This window comes from Labrys monachus (genome assembly GCF_030814655.1).
In the GTDB taxonomy this organism is placed as follows: Bacteria; Pseudomonadota; Alphaproteobacteria; order Rhizobiales; family Labraceae; genus Labrys; species Labrys monacha.
Genome location: NZ_JAUSVK010000001.1, coordinates 3,889,598 through 3,907,009 on the forward strand (window position 1 = coordinate 3,889,598; position 17,412 = coordinate 3,907,009).

The window sequence follows — 17,412 nt, forward strand, 5'->3', positions numbered from 1 at the left end:
GCGGTCATGGACGGCAAGACGCTCGCACGGCTTGGCGCCGTCGTCTTCGTCGCGGTCGCGATCACCGCGACCGCGATCGAGATGAGCCGGAAAGAAGAGGCTCCAGACGCTTGGCCGTCCGGCCGCGCAACGGCGACCCAGGCCGATCCGCTGCGCGACGAGCTGATCCGCTGTCAGGCGTTGGGCGAAGCAGGGCCTCGCGATCCGGCGTGCCTGCGGGCCTGGGCGGAGAACCGCAACCGCTTCCTCGCCCCCGGCGCGCGACCTGCCGAGCGACTGCCGAACTTGCCGCCAGCGCCGCGAGACAACGCCGCTCCCCAATCGGATCGCACCGATCAGCCGGCCTTGGAACCCGCCGCACCGATCGCGCCGCCTCAGCTCGGCGAGGCGAGGTAACATCATGGGCGGCACCGGCGTCATTGACCACTTCCTCGAAGTCTTCACCCGCTACATCGACAGCGGATTCGGGTTGCTCAGCGGTGAAGTCGCCTTCATCGCCACCACCCTGATCGTCATCGACGTGACGCTGGCAGCACTCTTCTGGAGCTGGGGTGCCGACGACGACATCATGGCCCGCCTGGTGAAGAAGACGCTGTTCGTCGGCGTCTTCGCCTACATCATCGGCAACTGGAACAATCTCGCCCGGATCATCTTCGAAAGTTTCGCCGGCCTTGGTCTCAAGGCAAGCGGGACGAGCTTTACGACTGCCGATCTGTTGCGCCCCGGCAAGGTCGCACAGACAGGTCTCGACGCCGGTCGACCGCTGCTCGACTCGATCTCAAGCCTGATGGGCTACTGGTCGTTCTTCGAGAACTTCATCCAGATCGCCTGCATGTTCCTGGCCTGGGCGCTGGTGCTGCTCGCCTTCTTCATCCTCGCGATCCAGCTCTTCGTCACGCTCATCGAGTTCAAGCTGACGACGCTCGCCGGCTTCGTGCTGATCCCGTTCGGCCTGTTCGGCAAATCGGCCTTCATGGCCGAACGCGTGCTCGGCAACGTCATCTCCTCCGGCATCAAAGTGTTGGTGCTGGCCGTCATCATCGGCATCGGCTCGACGCTCTTCTCCGAATTCACATCGGGATTTGGCGGCCAGAACCCGACGATCGACGAGGCGATGGCGATCGTCCTCGCGGCGCTGTCGTTGCTCGGCCTCGGCATCTTCGGTCCCGGCATCGCCAGTGGCCTCGTCTCCGGCGGTCCCCAGCTCAGCGCCGGGGCCGCAGTCGGCACCGGCCTCGCCGCGGGTGGCATGGTCGCGCTCGGCGCTGGCGCCGTCGGCGCCGCCGCATCTGGTGGGGCTGCGCTCGCTGGTGGTGCCGCCGCGGCTGCTCGCGGCGGGGCTGCGATCGCCGGCGGCGCGTCTACCGCCTACAGCCTTGGCGCAGCCGGCCAGTCCGGGGCGGCCGGGGTCGCTTCCGGGCTTGGCGGAGTCGCCCGTGCCGGTGGCAGCGCCGCCGTCTCGCCCCTGCGCCGCGCCGCTTCGCGTGCCGCCGAAAGCATGCGCTCCAGCTTCAACGCTGGCGGCAAGGCCGCGTTCGAGGCGACGGGGGGCACTTCTACCATGGGCTCGATTGGCGGTGACTCCGCCGGTGACGGCGCCGCTTCCACCAACGCTGGTGGTCCGCCGGCCTGGGCGCAGCGGATGCGCCGGTCCCAGCACATGACCCATGCCGTCCAGGCCACGGCCCATGCCGTCCGCTCCGGCGACGCCCATGGCAGCGGGTCTTCTGTCAATCTTTCTGAAGGCGATCGCTGATGTTCAAACGACCCTCCACCCATTACGGCAAGACGCCCGAGCCGGAGACACCCTATCAGCGCGCCGCCCAGGTCTGGGATGAGCGCATTGGCGCCTCGCGCGTGCAGGCCAAGAACTGGCGAACGATGGCGTTCGGTTCGCTGATCCTGTCGGCCGGCTTCGCCACCGCGCTCGTCGTACAGTCGGCGCGGGGGACGATCGTTCCATGGGTGGTGCAGGTCGACCGGCTCGGCCAGGCGCAGGCTGTAGCGCCGGCCGTCGCCGACTATCGGCCAACCGATCCCCAGATCGCCTTCCACCTGGCGCGCTTCATCGAGCAGGTCCGCTCGATCCCGTCAGACGCGATCATCGTGCGCCAGAACTGGCTGCGCGCCTACGACTTCACGACCGATCGCGGCGCCATGGCGCTCAATGACTATGCCCGAGCGAACGACCCGTTCGCCAAGGTCGGCCGCCAGCAGATCGCCGTCGATGTATCCAGCGTCATCCGAGCTTCGCCCGACAGCTTCCGCGTCGCTTGGGTCGAGCGCCGCTACGAGAATGGCCAACTCGCCGAGACGACCCGCTGGACCGCGATCCTGACGATCGTGGTGCAAATCCCGCGCAACGCCGATCGGCTCAGGGCGAACCCTCTCGGCATCTATGTCAACGCCATCAATTGGTCACGGGAGCTTGGGCAATGAAGCCGTATTTCCGTAAAGCCGGAAACCCGGCTTCACACATCATGGTATCTCCGGCTCCGCGCAGATGCGTGTTGCCGTTCGTGCTCCTAGCGACGACCGCGCTCGCCGGATGCGCCACCACCAATCCGCCGCCGGAAATCTCATACGATAACGCAGCGCCAGCCGTGCAGACCGTCGATCCACCAGCGCCCGTCACCGTGGTCGAGCTGCCCCGGCCGCTGCCGCTGCCTGGTCAGTTGCAACGCGTCGAGCCTTCCCGGCGCATGCCGGAGCCTGCCGATCCCACGGCCAGGGTGAACCAGGCCAATGCCGCCGCGCGCATCCAGCCGGTGCGCGACGGCTTCATCAACTCGATGCAGGTCTATCCGTTCACGCAAGGCGCGCTCTATCAGGTCTATACCGCCGTCGGCCAGATCACCGACATCGCGTTGCAGCCCGGTGAACAGCTCGTCGGCTCCGGTCCGGTCGCCGCGGGCGACACGGTTCGCTGGATCATCGGCGACACCGAGAGCGGATCGGGCGCGACCCGCCAAATCCATATCCTCGTGAAACCAACGCGCGCCGAACTGATGACGAACCTCGTCATCAACACCAACCTGCGCACCTATCACATGGAACTGCGCTCGACCGAGCGAACCTATATGGCGTCCGTCTCCTGGCAGTACCCGCAGGACCAGCTCATCGCGCTACGCCGGCAGAATGCCGACGCGCAGGCCTCCCAGCCGGTGGCGAGCGGCGTCGATCTCACCAACGTCAACTTCCGCTACACCATCGACGGTGACCGTGCGCCGTGGCGACCGCTGCGCGGCTTTGACGACGGCCGCCAGGTCTTCATCGAATTCCCGCGCGGCATCGGCCAGGGAGAGATGCCGCCGCTCTTCGTCGTCGGACCCGAGGGCAAGACCTCAGAGTTGGTCAACTACCGGGTGCGGGGCAACTATATGATCGTCGATCGGCTCTTCGCTGCGGCCGAACTGCGGTTCGGCTCCGGCGATCGACAAAAACGCGTCCGCATTACCCGCACCGATGGGAGGCCGGCGTCGTGAGCGAGAACGAGCCCCCGAACGAGCAAACGCCGCCCGACGATACACAGCCCTTGACCGGCGAGCCGGTCAGCGCCGCGCCGATGCGACTACGCGCCGAGCCGCCCCGTGTCACCCGGCTCTCGCGCAAGGTCCTCGCGGGAATCGGCCTTGTCGCCAGCGTAGGGCTCGGCGGCGCCCTCATCTATGCGCTTCAGACCCGTGATGGCGGCCGCCCGAACGAGGAACTCTATTCGACGGACAACCGCTCGACCGCCGATGGGCTCGCCGGCTTGCCGCGTGACTACAGCGGCGTGCCTCGCCTTGGACCGCCCCTGCCAGGCGATCTCGGCCGCCCGATCGTCGGCGCACAGGAGCGGGGTCAGCCCGTTCCAACGCCTGGCATCGCCACCCCCAATCCCGGCATCGGTCCAGAAGAGCAGCGCAGACTGCAGGAGATCGAGACGGCTAGGACCAGCCGGCTGTTCTCGAGCACCGACACGCGCGCTGGAGCCTCGGTCGCGGCGTCCGCCGCCGCACCACCACCAGCGCCCGATTTGGCGAGCCTCGGCCTTGCGCCTCCGCCGGCGACGCCCTCAGCGCAGGACCGCCAGAACGCCTTCCTCAACGCAGCCCCGGATCGCCGCACGGTCGCGGCAGATCGTGTCGCCGCGCCGGCGTCGCCGAACATCCTCCAGGCCGGCGCGATTATATCGGCCGCGCTCATCACCGGCATCAGGTCCGATCTGCCGGGCCAGATCACTGCGCAGGTTACCGAGAACATCTACGACAGCCCGACCGGCCGCATCCTTCTCGTTCCCCAGGGCACGCGCGTCATCGGTCAATACGACAACAACGTGCAGTTCGGTCAGAGCCGAGTGCTGCTCGTCTGGAACCGCCTGATCTTTCCGAATGGTCGCTCGATCGTTCTCGAGCGTCAGCCAGGCGCAGACGCCGAAGGATTCGCCGGCCTTCAGGACGGCGTCGACTATCACTGGTGGGATCTTGCGAAGGCGGCAGGGCTCTCGACCTTGCTCAGCGTCGGCACGGAGCTGGCCACAAACGACGACGATCGACTGATCAGCGCGATCCGCAACGGCGGGCAGGACACGATAAACGACGCCGGCCAGCAGATTGTGCGCCGTCAGCTTAACATCGCCCCGACCCTGACGATCCGACCGGGCTTTCCCGTGCGCGTCATCGTGACACGTGACCTCGTACTTGAGCCTTACGGAGGCTGAAATGACGAAGCTAAAACTCGGCGCGATCGCCGACGACAAGCCGGTGAAAGTATCTGTTGAATTGCCTGCGACCCTTCATCGGGACCTCACGCGATACGCTGAAGTCCTGAGCCAGGAGCATGGGGGGCCGATTCAAGATCCTGTTAGGTTGATCGTGCCGATGCTCGAACGGTTCATTGCGAGCGATCGTGGGTTCGCCAAAGCCAGGCGTATCGGCGTGGAAAAATGAGCCGCATAACGAACCTCCAAATCGAAGAGCTTCCGTCCTAGCCGGAGCGTGTTCGAACTTCGCCGACCAGGCGATTTGTATCAGCAATCTTTTCCGCCAGGGCCAACAGACGCCGCAAGGCGGGATTTCGGTTGGCTGCCAACCATATAACGCTGGAGCGCACCACATCTGTGCTGCTCCCAATGGGGACAACGACAACGCCGGGATATTTTTCGCTGGCTGTCGAACTCCAGGTCAAGGTGATACCTAAGCCGCGAGCCACCAGGTTCAGAAGGTTCTCCCTACCGACCTGCTGGGCGACGATTTTCGGTCGAGACCCAAATTGCATGACTCTGTGAAGCAGATAGTCCTCAATATCGGGTCCGGCGCCTTCTGCATTGACGAGGAAGGTCTCGTCGCGGATGTCCGCCCAACTGATTTCCGTGTTGCGCGAGAACCGGTGATCAGCCGGAACGCACAAATAGATTGCCTCATTCCAGAGGTGCTTTCTTTCGCACGCGAGGAACCTTGGCTCGCCCAGAATGAAAGCCGCGTCGAGGTGGCCATCCTGCACCTTCGCGGCATTGGCTTGTGAAGTGGATTCGTGAAGCTTGAGGGCGATGTTTGGATAGTGCTCAGTGAATGCGTCAAGCAAGGCCGCGAGCGAACCATGCGCCAGCGAGGCCGCTATCCCGATGCGGATCTGGCCGGCTTCGCCGCGCAGTGTGGTCGCAATGCCATTGATCGCGTCGTGGATTTGACTCGCGCCGATCGCCGCCTCACGCAGGAACCGTTGGCCTACCTCCGTCGGTCGCACACCAATCCGGCTGCGCTCAAACAGCAGGATACCTAGCCTTCTCTCCAGCAATTGAACCCGTCGGCTCACGGTCGACTGCGAGAGATTCAAGACGAAGGCCGCGCGGCGGAAACTTCCTTGCTCGGCGACCAATACTGCGAATTTCAGGTGCCGCAGGTCCAAAGCGAGATCGCTCATTGGGTTCGCGTGAAGAGCACGCGACGCGGAGGCCATTTCCTCGATTGATAGTGCTCCATTGGTCGATGTGGGCGACGCCAGGCCGCCCCCCAAGGGCCAACAAGGCTCGTTCATTCGCAAATTGACGCTCAGGCGATCGCTCGATGCGGCCCGACATTCCTAACGCGACGACGCTAAAAGCGCTCGCCAACGAGCGCCTCACTCTTTGTCCAAAGCAGCTTGGCGCGTTCTTGATCGAGCGCGTAGGACATCACCCCGTCGCGGAAGCCCGGAACATCATCAACGGGGGCAACTTGGCAATCCTGCAAATAGCGGCCGCCGACCTCGTCGGCATCCGCAACGAAAGCGGCCCAAACCGAGGTCGCCGCCATTTGAGGAAGTGTCTTATATTCCATGGGCGCCAAGCCCGCGCCGGCGCGAGCCGCTGCGATGGATTGCCCCAACGCCGCCAGATCGTCCTGCGACAGATGCCGGGCCAGACCGGTGGGGCTGACGCCGGGCATCACGGCGCAGGCCCGCACGCCACGGTCGCGATGCCGCCGGTCGAATTCGACAGCGAACAAGGCGTTGGCAGTCTTCGATCGGCCGTAAGCGACCCATCGATCATATTCCGTGTGTTCGAAGTTGGGATCATCCAGATCGACGTCGGCAGCGCGATGTCCGTTCGAGGACAGATTCACCAGCCGGCCATTATCGGCGATCAGCGGAGCGATACGGTTGACCAGCAGGAAGTGTCCGAGATGGTTGGTGCCGAATTGGGTCTCGAAACCATCCTTGGTGCGGCCGAACGGCGTGGCCATGACACCGGCGTTGGCGATGATCGCGCTGAACGTCCGACCATCAGCCATCAGCGTGTCCGCACAGGCCCTAACGCTTTGTAGCGAAGCGAGGTCAAGCTCAATCAGTTCCAGGCTGCCGCCGCCTACTTCGGCTGCCGCGCGGACACTGTCTGTTGCGCTCTCGGCCTTTGCGATATCTCGTGCAGCGCCCACGACGCGAGCTCCATGCGCGGCGAGCGCCCGCGCTGTTTCAACGCCGACGCCCGACGAAACGCCCGTCACGAGAACGCGTGATCCGTTAAGATTTATGCCAGCCAGAACCTCGTCCGTAGTCGATTTCGCATCAAAACTTCCCGCCATTCTCTCATCCTCAATTGATCCATAGGGGTCACGATCGGCGCACAGCCGATTTGCCTAATATATTGCGTGGAGCAGAACCCGAGCGCCGGATTCGATCGATTGTTTGCCTATTTCGATCACCGATCTTGTCTTCGGCAGAGAATTGGTCAAAGTAGGGCCATGCAAGATATGCTCAATCAGATGCGTGACAGGGTGTTGCGTCACGCCGACCCCATGCGCCGCGAGACCGCGATCCCCCGGCTTGGCATTGGTGTTCTGCGGCAACATAGCGTTCCAGCGACGACAATGTGCGGTCCTGGAATTTGCCTCGTGTTGCAGGGCGCTAAGCAGATGCTCGTCGGCACCAAACTGCTGCGCTACAGCGCCGGCAGTTGCTTCGCCTCGCTGATCGAGCTGCCGACGACGCGCATCGTGTTCGAGACCGAGGGTAGGAAGCCGTATGTTGCGACCAGCCTGACGATCGACCCCGCTCTATGCCTCGCGGTGCTGAGCGACCTTCCTGCCGCTCCGTCGAACAAGACGGTCCCGGCCTATAATGTCACGACGGTCTCCCGTGAATTGCTTGCGGCGTGGGATCACCATTTGGCACTCCTCGACATGCCGAACGACATCCCGGCTCTCGCCGCGCCCAGAGAGCGCGAACTGGTCTATCGCCTTTTGCAAAGCTCTCACGGCCCCCTGCTTCGGCAAATCGCCCGCGACGAGGGCAAGCTCGCGCAGGTGCGGCGGAGCATCGATTGGATGCGTCATCATTTTGCTCAGCCTTTACCGATGAAGGAGTTGGCCGAAATCGCGGGGATGAGCGTCCCATCCTTTAATCGTCACTTCAGGGCAGCGACTTCGACCAGCCCTTTGCAGTACCAAAAGACACTCAGGCTCCAGGCCGCGCGCCGGTTGCTCGCAACCGATGCTGACGCCGCCCACGCGGCTTATGCGGTGGGCTATGAAAGCGCGTCGCAGTTCAGCCGCGAATATTCCCGCCTGTTCGGCCAACCACCCAAACAACATGCGTCCCAGTTGCGCGCAAACATCGGCGAGATTTCGAACATCATGATCTGATGCGCGTTCCTACGACGGCAGCGGCGCCGATAGGCCAGCAAATCCGCGAACGCTGCAGCCCAAACGGTGCGCCGGTGACGCCATAAGTCATTAGGACGGGGGACCGCCCTCCGAGCCGCCCTTCAGCCGCTTCATGAACGCGCCGAAATGCGGGAAGAACTCCGCGAACAGAGGCTCACGGCGATGTCGCAGCATCACCTCACTGAATAGCTTCAGGCCTATCGTAAATTCCGCTACCTCATCCTTCGGAAGGACTTGTCGAGCAGCGACCCGATCCACAAGTCCAAGAATCTCGTCGTGGTTTGTCACGTCGAAGGTCAGGCCTGCCTCGCTGACGGTATCCTCTGCACTCAGGCTCTGAACGGTCACGCGATAGGTATGTTGCATCGGATGCGATCGACTCTCAGTTGATGCTGTCAACTTACCCGATGGATTGATAGTGTCAACCGATGGGTTAGAGTGCTGCGATGGACGAACTAATCGATCTCCTCGCCGAGGTTTCTAGCGGCTTTCAATTGCGGCTCAACGACCTCAATTCGCCTCGCGAGTTAAAGCTCGCGCCGTTTCAGGCAAGGCTGCTCGCTGTCATCGGCCGACGCCCGGGATGCTCGCAGCAGGAGTTGGCGGCACGGACCGGTCGCGACAAGGCCCAGGTGGCGCGGACAATCAAGGAATTGAAGGCACGAGGATTCCTCGCTCGCTCTGCGCACGCATCCGATTGGCGATCGCACAGCCTGACCGTCACCGCTGAAGGAGAACGTGCCAGCGCACTCATTTCGAGAGACCGTGCGGCCTTGGGCATCGAGACGACACTGGATCTCACGCCCGAAGAGCGGAGGGTTATGATCCAAGCGCTAGCGAAGATGAAACGGCGGCTGGTCGCGGTCGATGCCGGACCGGAGCGAAGCTAATCGCCGTGGGAGGATGCCCTCCACATCAACGTCAAACCGACTTCGTCGCCAGATGGGCCGCGAAGTTGTGTCATGCCATTTAAGGAGATGGTGCGGGTGGTCGGAATCGAACCGACACTCCTTTCGGAACCGGATTTTGAAGTGAATCGCGGGTTCCACCGGGCTGAAATTCCATGGTTGGCGCCGCTTCGAACAATAGCCAAAGGGTCGGCCGCCGCTCCTAGACGACACTTGCCCGTTGAGACCACCCGTCCGATGTACACGCCATAGCCCGATATTACCGCACACGTTCACGCGTGGGCTTCAAAGCGGAGGATCTATCGCCTTCTATCTCCACAAGAGCAAAGAAGTGGAGATACGGTATGAGCACTGCCCCACATGTCGCCCGAAGAACAATTCGCCGGCAGCAGTTACGAGAGATCGTACCGCTTGCCGACAGCACGATCTACGACATGGAGCAGCGGGGAGAATTCCCGCAGCGCTTCTATCTCACCTCGCGCTGCGTCGTCTGGGACTTGGCAGAGGTGGAAGCCTGGCTTGATGCTCGGCGTCATGCCTCTCGCGCAAATGCGATCAAACGTGCTCCAAGCCCTGACGTCAGGCTGCGCCGTTCGCGGCCCGTCAAACACTAGGCTCCAACTCAAGCAATTCCATTGTAGCCGGGAGCAGCGTCGGACGATACTTCTGACCCAAGACCCAGGCGTCCAACATATTGGACCACTCCTGCATCATATGGCGGCGTTGATGCTCGTACTCCGCCTTGTTATAGACGCCACGCGAGGACCTTCCGTCCTCATGCGCCAAGCACTTCTCGATCCAGTCGCTATTGAAGCCCAGCTCGTTCAGCAGGGTAGAACCTGTGCGTCGTAGGTCATGGACAGTGAACGGTTCGAGCGGCAGCCCCTCTTTTTTCGCTCTGACGACGACCGCTGTCGTTATCCGATTGAATGTCGCCCGCGACATCGGTGCGTCAGCGTCGTATCGCGAAGGAAGGACATAGCGCGAGTTACCCGCGCAAGTTTTCAGCGCGACAAAGATGTCCACCGCCTGCTCCGACAGGTAGACGTTGTGTGCCTTCGACCGCTTCATTCGCTCTTTTGGGATCGACCAGACAGCGTTCTCGAAATCGACCTCATCCCACGTCGCGTCCTGCAACTCGCTTTTTCTGACCATCGTCAGAAGGAAGAGCTTCATTCCCAGCCGTATAGTCGGCAGGGTCGGGACATGCTCGAGCTGACCGAGCATGACGCGGATCTCCGCGGGTGATAGCGAACGATCCTTCGGTACGAAGGTTGCGATAGACGCGGGCCCAACTTCATCCGCCGGGTTGGCGACCTTCTCGCCATGCAAGATCGCGAACGCAAAGATCAGCTTCACGATATCCCGCACATGGACGGCTGTAGCTGGAGCACCGCGATCCTTCACTTTTCCGCACATCATGCGGAGATCGTCAGGCGCGATCTCCGACAGGAGCCTGTTTCGGAATGTTGGCAAGATGTCGCGCTCGTAGATGGAACGCCGCATAGCCCGCGTGCTGTCGGCCATACGCGACTCTTGGAACCACTTTTCGCCGAACTCGCCGAACCGCTTCGCCTCTTTCAGTCGACGCTTGTCGTGCTGCTTCTCTTGAGCAGGCGACCGTCCCTCTGAAATGGCCCGCTTCGCATCGATCAGCTTCTCGCGAGCCCTGGCAAGCGAGAGGCCGTCGGGGCCGTATCGACCGAGCGTCAGCGTCTCGCGCCGTCCGTTGAGTCGATAATCGTACCGGAACACGATCGCACCTGACGGCTGGACCACGACGTACATACCGTCACGATCACTCACCTTGTACAATTTCTTCTGTGGCTTCAGTGCCTTAACCGCTGTGTCAGTAAGCATGGGGGCCTCCAAATCTGTCCAAAAACAGCAGAGAGACGCCAATTATACCGTCAGGCCAAAACGGGGAGCGCTATAAGCGAATTTCCCTCGTTTTTTCAAATATTTACGGCCAAAAACTATACCGTCGGCAGCTCTCTTAGCCGTGACGGTATAGCGAAATCTCTGATCGAACAAGCTCCCCCATACCGTCCTCTATACCGTCAAATCGGAACGCTGCCCCTCGATAGATCGTGATAGACGATGCGAGATTTATTGTTGTTATTCAGCTAGTTAGGTAGTACTATGGCGTACAAACGGATACTGCCGGAGGGGTAAAAATTATTCCCACTCGATTGTTCCCGGCGGCTTGCTCGTCACGTCGTACACCACACGGTTGATCCCCTTCACCTCGTTGATGATGCGCGTCGCCGCTCGCCCCAGGAAGTTCATGTCGAAGGGGAAGAAGTCGGCCGTCATGCCGTCGACGGAGGTGACGGCGCGCAGGGCGCAGACGGCGTCGTAGGTGCGGCCGTCGCCCATGACGCCGACGGTGCGGACGGGGAGCAGCACGGCGAAGGCCTGCCAGATCTTGTCGTAGAGGCCGGCCTTGCGGATCTCGTCGAGATAGATGGTGTCGGCCTGGCGCAGCGTGTCGAGCTTGTCGCGGGTGACCTCGCCGGGGATGCGGATGGCGAGGCCCGGCCCCGGGAAGGGGTGGCGGCCGACGAAGGCTTCGGGCAGGCCGAGCTCGCGGCCGAGAGCGCGCACCTCGTCCTTGAACAATTCGCGCAGCGGCTCGACGAGCTGCATGTTCATGCGCGCGGGCAGCCCACCGACATTGTGGTGCGACTTGATGGTGACGGAGGGGCCGCCGGAGAAGGAGACGCTCTCGATCACGTCCGGGTAGAGCGTGCCCTGGGCGAGGAACTGGGCGCCGCCGATCTTCTTCGCCTCGGCCTCGAACACGTCGATGAAGAGGCGGCCGATGGTCTTGCGCTTGGCCTCCGGATCGGAAACCCCGGCGAGCTCGCCGAGGAAAAGCTCGGATGCATCGACGTGCACCAGCGGAATATTGTAGTGGTTGCGGAAGAGCCCGACGACCTCGTCGGCCTCGCCGGCCCGCATCAGGCCGTGGTCGACGAAAACGCAGGTGAGCTGTTCGCCGATCGCCTCGTGGATCAGCACCGCCGCGACAGCCGAATCAACGCCGCCCGAAAGGCCGCAGATCACCTTGCCCGAGCCGACCTGGGCGCGGATCTTGCCGATCATCTCGCGACGATAGCCCGCCATCGTCCAGTCCGGCTCGACACCGGCGATCTTCTGCACGAAGTTCTTCAGCAGCTTGCCCCCGTCGGGCGTGTGCACCACTTCGGGATGGAACATGGTGGTGTAGAAATGCCTGGTCTCGTCGACGGCAATGGCGAAAGGCGCGTTCTCGGAGGTGCCGACCACTTCGAAACCGGGAGGCAGCCGCGTCACCCGGTCGCCATGGCTCATCCAGACGGGATAGCGCCCGCCGACCTCCCACACGCCCTCGAACAAGGGGCTCGCCTGCTTGATCTCGACATCGGCGCGGCCGAACTCGGCGGGATGTCCTCCCTCGACCGTGCCGCCGAGCTGGGTGGCGAGCGTCTGCTGGCCGTAGCAGATGGCGAGGATGGGAACCCCGGCCTCGAACACCGCTTCGGGCGCCCGCGGGCTGCCGGGCTCGGTCACCGAGGCAGGACCGCCGGAAAGGATCACGCCCTTCGGCTTCATCCGCTCGAACGCGGCGGCGGCCGACTGGAAGGGATGGATCTCGCAGTAGACGCCGACTTCGCGCACGCGGCGCGCGATCAGCTGGGTGACTTGCGAACCGAAATCGATGATCAGGATGCTGTTGGTGCTCATGCGAGCGAGGTAATCGACGGCGGCGGGAGATGCAAACGAACGAGACCGCCATTCTTGCATGGCAGCAAGGAAAAAACGGACGGGCGCGGTATGTTGTGCGTTGGTGCACAGGCTGGGCGCTTGCCTGCCTCTCGCCGTCTGACTTGCGCCCGGAGGTGCCGGACCGAGCCGCGTCGCTTCAGCGGGTGGCGTGGTGGTTCCAAGAGGCGGGCGGGACGCCCACGGTCCCAGGGGAATGGCGCCTTCCTGGGGAGCGCGGGCGTCTCGCCCGCCTCTCGCCGTCCGTCTTGCGCCCGGAGGTGCCGGACCGAGCCGCTTCGCTTCAGCGGGTGGCCGTGGTGGTTCCAAGAGGCGGGCGGGACGCCCGTGGTCCCCGGACGATCAGCGCCTTTGCAGGACGGCGACGAAGAAGCCGTCGGTGCCGGAGCGTTGCGGCGAGAGCTGCAGGCCGAGACCGCCGGCCGAGGCGAGCCGGCCGAAGCCGGAGAAGCCGGCACTCTTCGCAAGGCCGCCGAGCGGCATGGCGGTGAAATCATCGTGGTCGGCGAGGAAGGTGCGGACCGAGGCGTCGTTCTCGTCGGGCAGGACCGAACAGGTGACGAAGACGAGGCGGCCACCGGGCCGCACGGCCTGGGCGCCGGCCCTGAGGACCTGCGCCTGGTCCTTCTGGCGATCGGCAAGGCTCGAGGGACGCAGGCGCCATTTCGCGTCGGGGTTGCGGCGCCAGGTGCCTGAGCCGGAACAGGGCGCGTCCACCAGCACCATGTCCATGCGGCCGGCGAGATCATCGATCGGCAGGGCGCCGCGCGGGGTGCGGACCTGAACGTTGCGCACCCCGGCCCGCTCCAGCCGTTCATGAATGGGGGCGAGGCGGCGCTTGTCGTTGTCGGTCGCGAAGATCTGGCCCTTATTGTCCATCGCCGCGGCGAATTCGAGCGTCTTGCCGCCGCCGCCGGCGCACAGGTCGAGCACCTGCTCGCCGGGACGGGCGGCAGCGATCAGGCCGGCGAGCTGCGAGCCCTCGTCCTGGATCTCGAACCAGCCCTTCCGGAAGGTCTCCTCGCTCTGCACCGACGGGCTGCGCCCCTCCGGGCCGAGCGGCACGCGGATGCCGAGCGGCGACAGCAGCGTCGGCACGGCGCCGAGCGGCTCCAGTTCGGCGAGCAGTTTCTCGCGCGTGGCCTTCAGCGTGTTGACGCGCAGGTCGACGGGCGCTCGTTCGGCGAGCGCCCTGCCTTCCTGCACGGCGTCGGCGCCGAAGGCCGCCTCGAAGGAGGGCCAGAGCCAATGCGGCACGTCGGCCTGGATTTCGGGAGGCGCATCCTCCAGCCTGCGGCTGGCGAGGGCGCCCTGCTCGTCCGCGCTGAGCGCTTCGGGAGAGAACCGCTCGCCCGAGAGCAGGCCGGCCAGGGTCTGCGCCGTCTCGCCGCGCTGGAGGACCAGCATGCCGATCAGCGTGGCGCGCGGCGTATCGGCGCCCAGCAGCCAGCGCGCGGAGGCGCGCCGGCGCAGCGCGTCATAGACGAGGCCGGCCAGCGCCGCCCTGTCGCCCGAGCCGGCGAAGCGGTGCGAGAGCCCCCAGTCCTTGAGGACATCCGCCGCCGGCCTGCGGCGGGCTTCGATGTCGGCCAGAATCTCGATGGCGGCGGAAAGGCGGGAGGCTGGGGTCAAGCGGGGGTCCCGAGAGCGCGGACATCCTGTCCGCATCGTGGAGGCGAGGTATATCGAAGAGAAGCGGGCGTGACGCGCTCCCGGCCTCAGGTCCGGCCGGGATAATTGGGGCTTTCGCGCGTGATGGTGACGTCGTGCACATGGCTCTCGCGCAGGCCCGCGGAGGAGATCCGCACGAAACGCGCGCGCTCCTGGAACTCCTCCACCGTCGCCGCGCCGACATAGCCCATCGAGGCACGAAGGCCCCCGGCGAGCTGATGCAGAACGGTCGAGACCGGGCCCTTATAGGCGACCTGGCCTTCGATGCCCTCGGGCACCAGCTTCATCGAATCCTTGATGTCGGCCTGGAAATAGCGATCGGCGGACCCGGCCGACATCGCACCGATCGAGCCCATGCCGCGATAGGATTTGTAGGAGCGGCCCTGGTAGAGATAGGTCTCGCCCGGCGTCTCGTCGGTGCCGGCCAGCATCGAGCCGACCATTGCCACCGAGGCACCGGCGGCGATCGCCTTGGCGAAGTCGCCGGAGGTCTTGATGCCGCCGTCGGCGATGACCGGCACGTCATGCGCGCGCGCCACGTTGGCGGCATCGATGATGGCGGTCAATTGCGGCACGCCGACACCCGCGACGATGCGCGTGGTGCAGATCGAGCCCGGCCCGATGCCGACCTTGATCGAATCGGCGCCGGCATCGATCAGCGCGCGGGCGCCCTCGCCGGTCGCCACATTGCCTGCGACCACCTGCACCGCATTGGAGGCGCGCTTGATGCGCGACACCGCCTCGAGCACCTTCTGCGAATGGCCATGGGCGGTGTCGACCACGATCATGTCGACGCCCGCATCGATGAGCATCTCCGAACGGGCGAAGCCGCCGTCGCCCACCGTCGAGGCGGCCGCCACGCGCAGGCGCCCCTGCTCGTCCTTGCAGGCGTTCGGATAGAGCGTCGCCTTCTCGATGTCCTTGACCGTCATCAGTCCGACGCAGCGATATTCGTCGTCGACGACGACCAGCTTCTCGATGCGGTATTGATGCAGGAGACGCTTGGCCTCCTCTTGGGCGACGCCGGTGCGCACCGTGACGAGGCGTTCCCTCGTCATCAGCTCGGCCACCGGCTGGTCCGGCTTGTCGGCGAAGCGCACGTCTCGGTTGGTGAGGATGCCGACCAGGATGCCGGGCAGGCCCGGCGCAGCGCCGGTGACGACCGGAATGCCCGAAATGCGGTGCCGCTTCATCAGGCCGAGGGCGTCTGCGAGCGTGGCCTCCGGCGGGATGGTGATGGGATTGACCACCATGCCGCTTTCGAAGCGCTTGACCTGGCGCACCTGCTCGGCCTGCTCCTCGGGCGTGAGGTTGCGATGGATGACGCCGATGCCGCCGGCCTGCGCCATGGCGATCGCCATGTTGGCCTCGGTGACCGTATCCATGGCGGAGGCGAGCAGCGGCAGCTGGACCGTGATGGACCGCGTCACGCGCGAGCTGATGTCGGCCTGGGCCGGCATCACCTCTGAATGTCCCGGCATCAGCAGCACGTCGTCAAAGGTGAGCGCTTCAGGGAAAAGCGATGAATCAACGATGCGTGCCATTGCCAACTCTCAAAGTATGAAAAGCGTATGCCGCCCCGTCCTCGAATGCACGGCACCCGAAGCGGCGCGAACTTGGTTGGCGCGATCGTTTAACATCTGGGCTTGACGAGTGGAAGACGCCAGCCCGTCTTTTTACGGCCGGTCAGCTATGCAGTTTTCTGCAGGGGCAGCACATTGTGCAGGGTCTGGTCGGCGCCATCCATGAATTTGCGGATGTTGCGCGCCGCCTGGCGGATGCGCTGCTCGTTCTCGACGAAAGCGATGCGGACGAAATCATCGCCATGTTCGCCGAAGCCGATGCCCGGAGCCACGGCGACGGAGGCCTTTTCGATCAGGAGCTTGGCGAATTCGACCGAGCCGAGATCGCGGAATTTCGGCGGAATCGGCGCCCAGGCGAACATCGAGGCGGGCGGCGTCGGCACGTCCCAGCCGGCCCGGCCGAAACTCTCCACCAGCGCATCGCGGCGCTTGCGGTAGGTCTCGCGCATCTCGACGATGCAGTCCTCCGGACCGTTCAGCGCCGCGGCGGCGGCAACCTGGATCGGCGTGAACGCCCCATAGTCTAGATAGGATTTCACGCGGGCGAGTGCTGCGCAGAGCCGTTCGTTGCCCACGGCGAATCCCATGCGCCAGCCCGCCATCGAGAAGGTCTTCGACAGCGTGGTGAATTCCACCGCCACCGCCATGGCGCCGGGCACCTGCAGCACAGACGGCGTCGGCTCCGAGCCGAAATAGATCTCCGAATAGGCCAGATCCGACAGGATGAAGAGGTCGTTCGCCTTGGCGAAGGCGACGAGATCCTGGTAGAAATCGAGCGTCGCCACGCAGGCGGTCGGGTTCGCCGGATAGGAGACGATGACGGCGATCGGCTTGGGGATCGAATGCTTGACCGCCCGTTCCGCCTGGCGGAAGAAATCCTCGTTCGGCTCGGCCGGAACCGAGCGGATGACGCCGCCGGCCATCAGGAAGCCGAAGGCGTGGATCGGATAGGAGGGATTCGGACACAGGACGACGTCGCCCGGGGCGGTGATCGCCTGCGCCATGTTGGCGAAGCCTTCCTTCGAGCCGAGCGTAGCCACCACCTGCCGTTCCGGGTCCAGCTTCACGCCGAAGCGCCGGGCATAGTAGTTCGCCTGGGCGCGGCGCAGGCCGGGAATGCCCTTGGAGGCCGAATAGCGATTGGTGCGCGGCTTCTGCGCCGTCTCGATCAGCTTGTCGGTGATGAATTTCGGGGTCGGCAGGTCCGGATTGCCCATGCCGAGATCGATGATGTCGGCTCCCTGCCCGCGCGCGGCCGCCTTGACCCGGTTGACCTGCTCGAACACGTAAGGTGGCAGACGGCGGGTGGAATAGAAGTCGGACATGGCAAACCTTCGCGCGCGGCGATCAGGGCGGGGT

Annotated in this window: 17 protein-coding genes; 9 read left to right on the forward strand and 8 right to left on the reverse strand. The window is 64.2% G+C overall.

Going from position 1 to position 17,412, the window contains the following annotated elements:
• Window positions 1-6: 6 nt before the first annotated feature.
• The 6 genes from trbK-alt to J3R73_RS17740 are packed head-to-tail and all read left to right on the forward strand — an operon-like array spanning window position 7 to window position 4,931.
• Window positions 7-396 carry a putative entry exclusion protein TrbK-alt gene (gene trbK-alt, locus J3R73_RS17715; protein WP_307429589.1) on the forward strand — a complete coding sequence of 130 codons (390 nt, stop codon included), beginning with the start codon at window positions 7-9 and terminating at the stop codon, window positions 394-396.
• Window positions 397-400: 4 nt separating this feature from the next.
• Window positions 401-1,756 (forward strand): P-type conjugative transfer protein TrbL, encoded by a 1,356-nt coding sequence (gene trbL / locus J3R73_RS17720; protein WP_307429592.1) that lies wholly within the window; start codon window positions 401-403, stop codon window positions 1,754-1,756.
• Entirely contained in the window at window positions 1,756-2,439 is a 684-nt protein-coding gene (gene trbF / locus J3R73_RS17725; protein ID WP_307429596.1) for a conjugal transfer protein TrbF, read from the forward strand. Before trbL ends, trbF begins: the two co-directional genes overlap by 1 nt.
• Window positions 2,436-3,485: a P-type conjugative transfer protein TrbG gene (gene trbG, locus J3R73_RS17730; protein ID WP_370879947.1), complete on the forward strand. Its 1,050-nt coding sequence runs from the start codon at window positions 2,436-2,438 to the stop codon at window positions 3,483-3,485. The genes trbF and trbG overlap by 4 nt, the downstream gene beginning before the upstream one ends.
• Window positions 3,482-4,702, forward strand: a complete 1,221-nt coding sequence (locus tag J3R73_RS17735) for a TraB/TrbI/VirB10 family type IV secretion system protein (RefSeq protein WP_307429599.1) — start codon at window positions 3,482-3,484, stop codon at window positions 4,700-4,702. The genes trbG and J3R73_RS17735 overlap by 4 nt, the downstream gene beginning before the upstream one ends.
• 1 nt (window position 4,703) lies before the next feature.
• Window positions 4,704-4,931 carry a DUF2274 domain-containing protein gene (locus tag J3R73_RS17740; RefSeq protein ID WP_307429603.1) on the forward strand — a complete coding sequence of 76 codons (228 nt, stop codon included), beginning with the start codon at window positions 4,704-4,706 and terminating at the stop codon, window positions 4,929-4,931.
• A 37-nt stretch (window positions 4,932-4,968) separates the two neighbouring features.
• On the opposite strand, the gene J3R73_RS17745 is transcribed toward J3R73_RS17740, so the two are convergent.
• Window positions 4,969-5,904: a LysR family transcriptional regulator gene (locus tag J3R73_RS17745; RefSeq protein ID WP_307429606.1), complete on the reverse strand. Its 936-nt coding sequence runs from the start codon at window positions 5,902-5,904 to the stop codon at window positions 4,969-4,971.
• Between the two features lie 173 nt (window positions 5,905-6,077).
• Window positions 6,078-7,043 carry an SDR family NAD(P)-dependent oxidoreductase gene (locus J3R73_RS17750; RefSeq protein WP_307429609.1) on the reverse strand — a complete coding sequence of 322 codons (966 nt, stop codon included), beginning with the start codon at window positions 7,041-7,043 and terminating at the stop codon, window positions 6,078-6,080.
• Between the two features lie 159 nt (window positions 7,044-7,202).
• On the opposite strand from J3R73_RS17750, the gene J3R73_RS17755 reads away from it, so the two are divergent.
• On the forward strand, window positions 7,203-8,102 hold the full coding sequence (locus J3R73_RS17755) for an AraC family transcriptional regulator (RefSeq protein WP_307429612.1): 900 nt from the start codon (window positions 7,203-7,205) through the stop codon (window positions 8,100-8,102).
• A gap of 90 nt (window positions 8,103-8,192) precedes the next feature.
• Here the strand turns inward: J3R73_RS17755 and J3R73_RS17760 are convergent, their stop codons facing one another.
• Entirely contained in the window at window positions 8,193-8,489 is a 297-nt protein-coding gene (locus J3R73_RS17760; RefSeq protein ID WP_307429614.1) for a DUF3861 domain-containing protein, read from the reverse strand.
• Between the two features lie 80 nt (window positions 8,490-8,569).
• Here J3R73_RS17760 and J3R73_RS17765 point away from each other — a divergent pair, with 80 nt between their 5' ends.
• Together J3R73_RS17765 and J3R73_RS17770 are read left to right on the forward strand one after the other, a co-directional pair.
• Window positions 8,570-9,013 carry a MarR family winged helix-turn-helix transcriptional regulator gene (locus J3R73_RS17765; RefSeq protein ID WP_307429617.1) on the forward strand — a complete coding sequence of 148 codons (444 nt, stop codon included), beginning with the start codon at window positions 8,570-8,572 and terminating at the stop codon, window positions 9,011-9,013.
• A 362-nt stretch (window positions 9,014-9,375) separates the two neighbouring features.
• The gene (locus tag J3R73_RS17770; protein WP_307429620.1) at window positions 9,376-9,645 is read left to right on the forward strand and encodes a helix-turn-helix transcriptional regulator; all 270 of its coding nucleotides are present in this window, start codon (window positions 9,376-9,378) and stop codon (window positions 9,643-9,645) included.
• Here the strand turns inward: J3R73_RS17770 and J3R73_RS17775 are convergent.
• The 5 genes from J3R73_RS17775 to J3R73_RS17795 form a co-directional block, all read right to left on the reverse strand.
• A complete protein-coding gene (locus J3R73_RS17775; RefSeq protein WP_307429623.1) occupies window positions 9,635-10,891 on the reverse strand; it encodes a tyrosine-type recombinase/integrase in 1,257 nt (418 codons plus the stop codon). The genes J3R73_RS17770 and J3R73_RS17775 overlap by 11 nt on opposite strands.
• Before the next feature lie 318 nt (window positions 10,892-11,209).
• Entirely contained in the window at window positions 11,210-12,760 is a 1,551-nt protein-coding gene (guaA, locus tag J3R73_RS17780) for a glutamine-hydrolyzing GMP synthase (protein ID WP_307429626.1), read from the reverse strand.
• Between the two features lie 381 nt (window positions 12,761-13,141).
• Complete coding sequence (locus J3R73_RS17785; protein WP_307429629.1) at window positions 13,142-14,431, reverse strand: RsmB/NOP family class I SAM-dependent RNA methyltransferase; 1,290 nt, start codon at window positions 14,429-14,431, stop codon at window positions 13,142-13,144.
• Window positions 14,432-14,517: 86 nt separating this feature from the next.
• Window positions 14,518-16,014 carry an IMP dehydrogenase gene (gene guaB / locus J3R73_RS17790; protein WP_307429632.1) on the reverse strand — a complete coding sequence of 499 codons (1,497 nt, stop codon included), beginning with the start codon at window positions 16,012-16,014 and terminating at the stop codon, window positions 14,518-14,520.
• 146 nt (window positions 16,015-16,160) lie between these two features.
• Entirely contained in the window at window positions 16,161-17,378 is a 1,218-nt protein-coding gene (locus tag J3R73_RS17795; RefSeq protein WP_307429635.1) for an LL-diaminopimelate aminotransferase, read from the reverse strand.
• Window positions 17,379-17,412 lie beyond the last annotated feature (34 nt).

Excerpts from the sequence above, each read along its gene's own strand:
- guaA (WP_307429626.1), bottom strand. The coding sequence starts at position 12,760 with ATGAGCACCAACAGCATCCTGATCATCGATTTCGGTTCGCAAGTCACC.
- J3R73_RS17765 (WP_307429617.1), top strand. The coding sequence starts at position 8,570 with ATGGACGAACTAATCGATCTCCTCGCCGAGGTTTCTAGCGGCTTTCAA.
- J3R73_RS17745 (WP_307429606.1), bottom strand. The coding sequence starts at position 5,904 with ATGAGCGATCTCGCTTTGGACCTGCGGCACCTGAAATTCGCAGTATTG.
- trbG (WP_370879947.1), top strand. The coding sequence starts at position 2,436 with ATGAAGCCGTATTTCCGTAAAGCCGGAAACCCGGCTTCACACATCATG.
- trbL (WP_307429592.1), top strand. The coding sequence starts at position 401 with ATGGGCGGCACCGGCGTCATTGACCACTTCCTCGAAGTCTTCACCCGC.
- J3R73_RS17750 (WP_307429609.1), bottom strand. The coding sequence starts at position 7,043 with ATGGCGGGAAGTTTTGATGCGAAATCGACTACGGACGAGGTTCTGGCT.
- J3R73_RS17760 (WP_307429614.1), bottom strand. The coding sequence starts at position 8,489 with ATGCAACATACCTATCGCGTGACCGTTCAGAGCCTGAGTGCAGAGGAT.
- guaB (WP_307429632.1), bottom strand. The coding sequence starts at position 16,014 with ATGGCACGCATCGTTGATTCATCGCTTTTCCCTGAAGCGCTCACCTTT.
- J3R73_RS17770 (WP_307429620.1), top strand. The coding sequence starts at position 9,376 with ATGAGCACTGCCCCACATGTCGCCCGAAGAACAATTCGCCGGCAGCAG.
- J3R73_RS17775 (WP_307429623.1), bottom strand. The coding sequence starts at position 10,891 with ATGCTTACTGACACAGCGGTTAAGGCACTGAAGCCACAGAAGAAATTG.
- trbF (WP_307429596.1), top strand. The coding sequence starts at position 1,756 with ATGTTCAAACGACCCTCCACCCATTACGGCAAGACGCCCGAGCCGGAG.
- J3R73_RS17740 (WP_307429603.1), top strand. The coding sequence starts at position 4,704 with ATGACGAAGCTAAAACTCGGCGCGATCGCCGACGACAAGCCGGTGAAA.
- J3R73_RS17755 (WP_307429612.1), top strand. The coding sequence starts at position 7,203 with ATGCAAGATATGCTCAATCAGATGCGTGACAGGGTGTTGCGTCACGCC.
- J3R73_RS17795 (WP_307429635.1), bottom strand. The coding sequence starts at position 17,378 with ATGTCCGACTTCTATTCCACCCGCCGTCTGCCACCTTACGTGTTCGAG.
- trbK-alt (WP_307429589.1), top strand. The coding sequence starts at position 7 with ATGGACGGCAAGACGCTCGCACGGCTTGGCGCCGTCGTCTTCGTCGCG.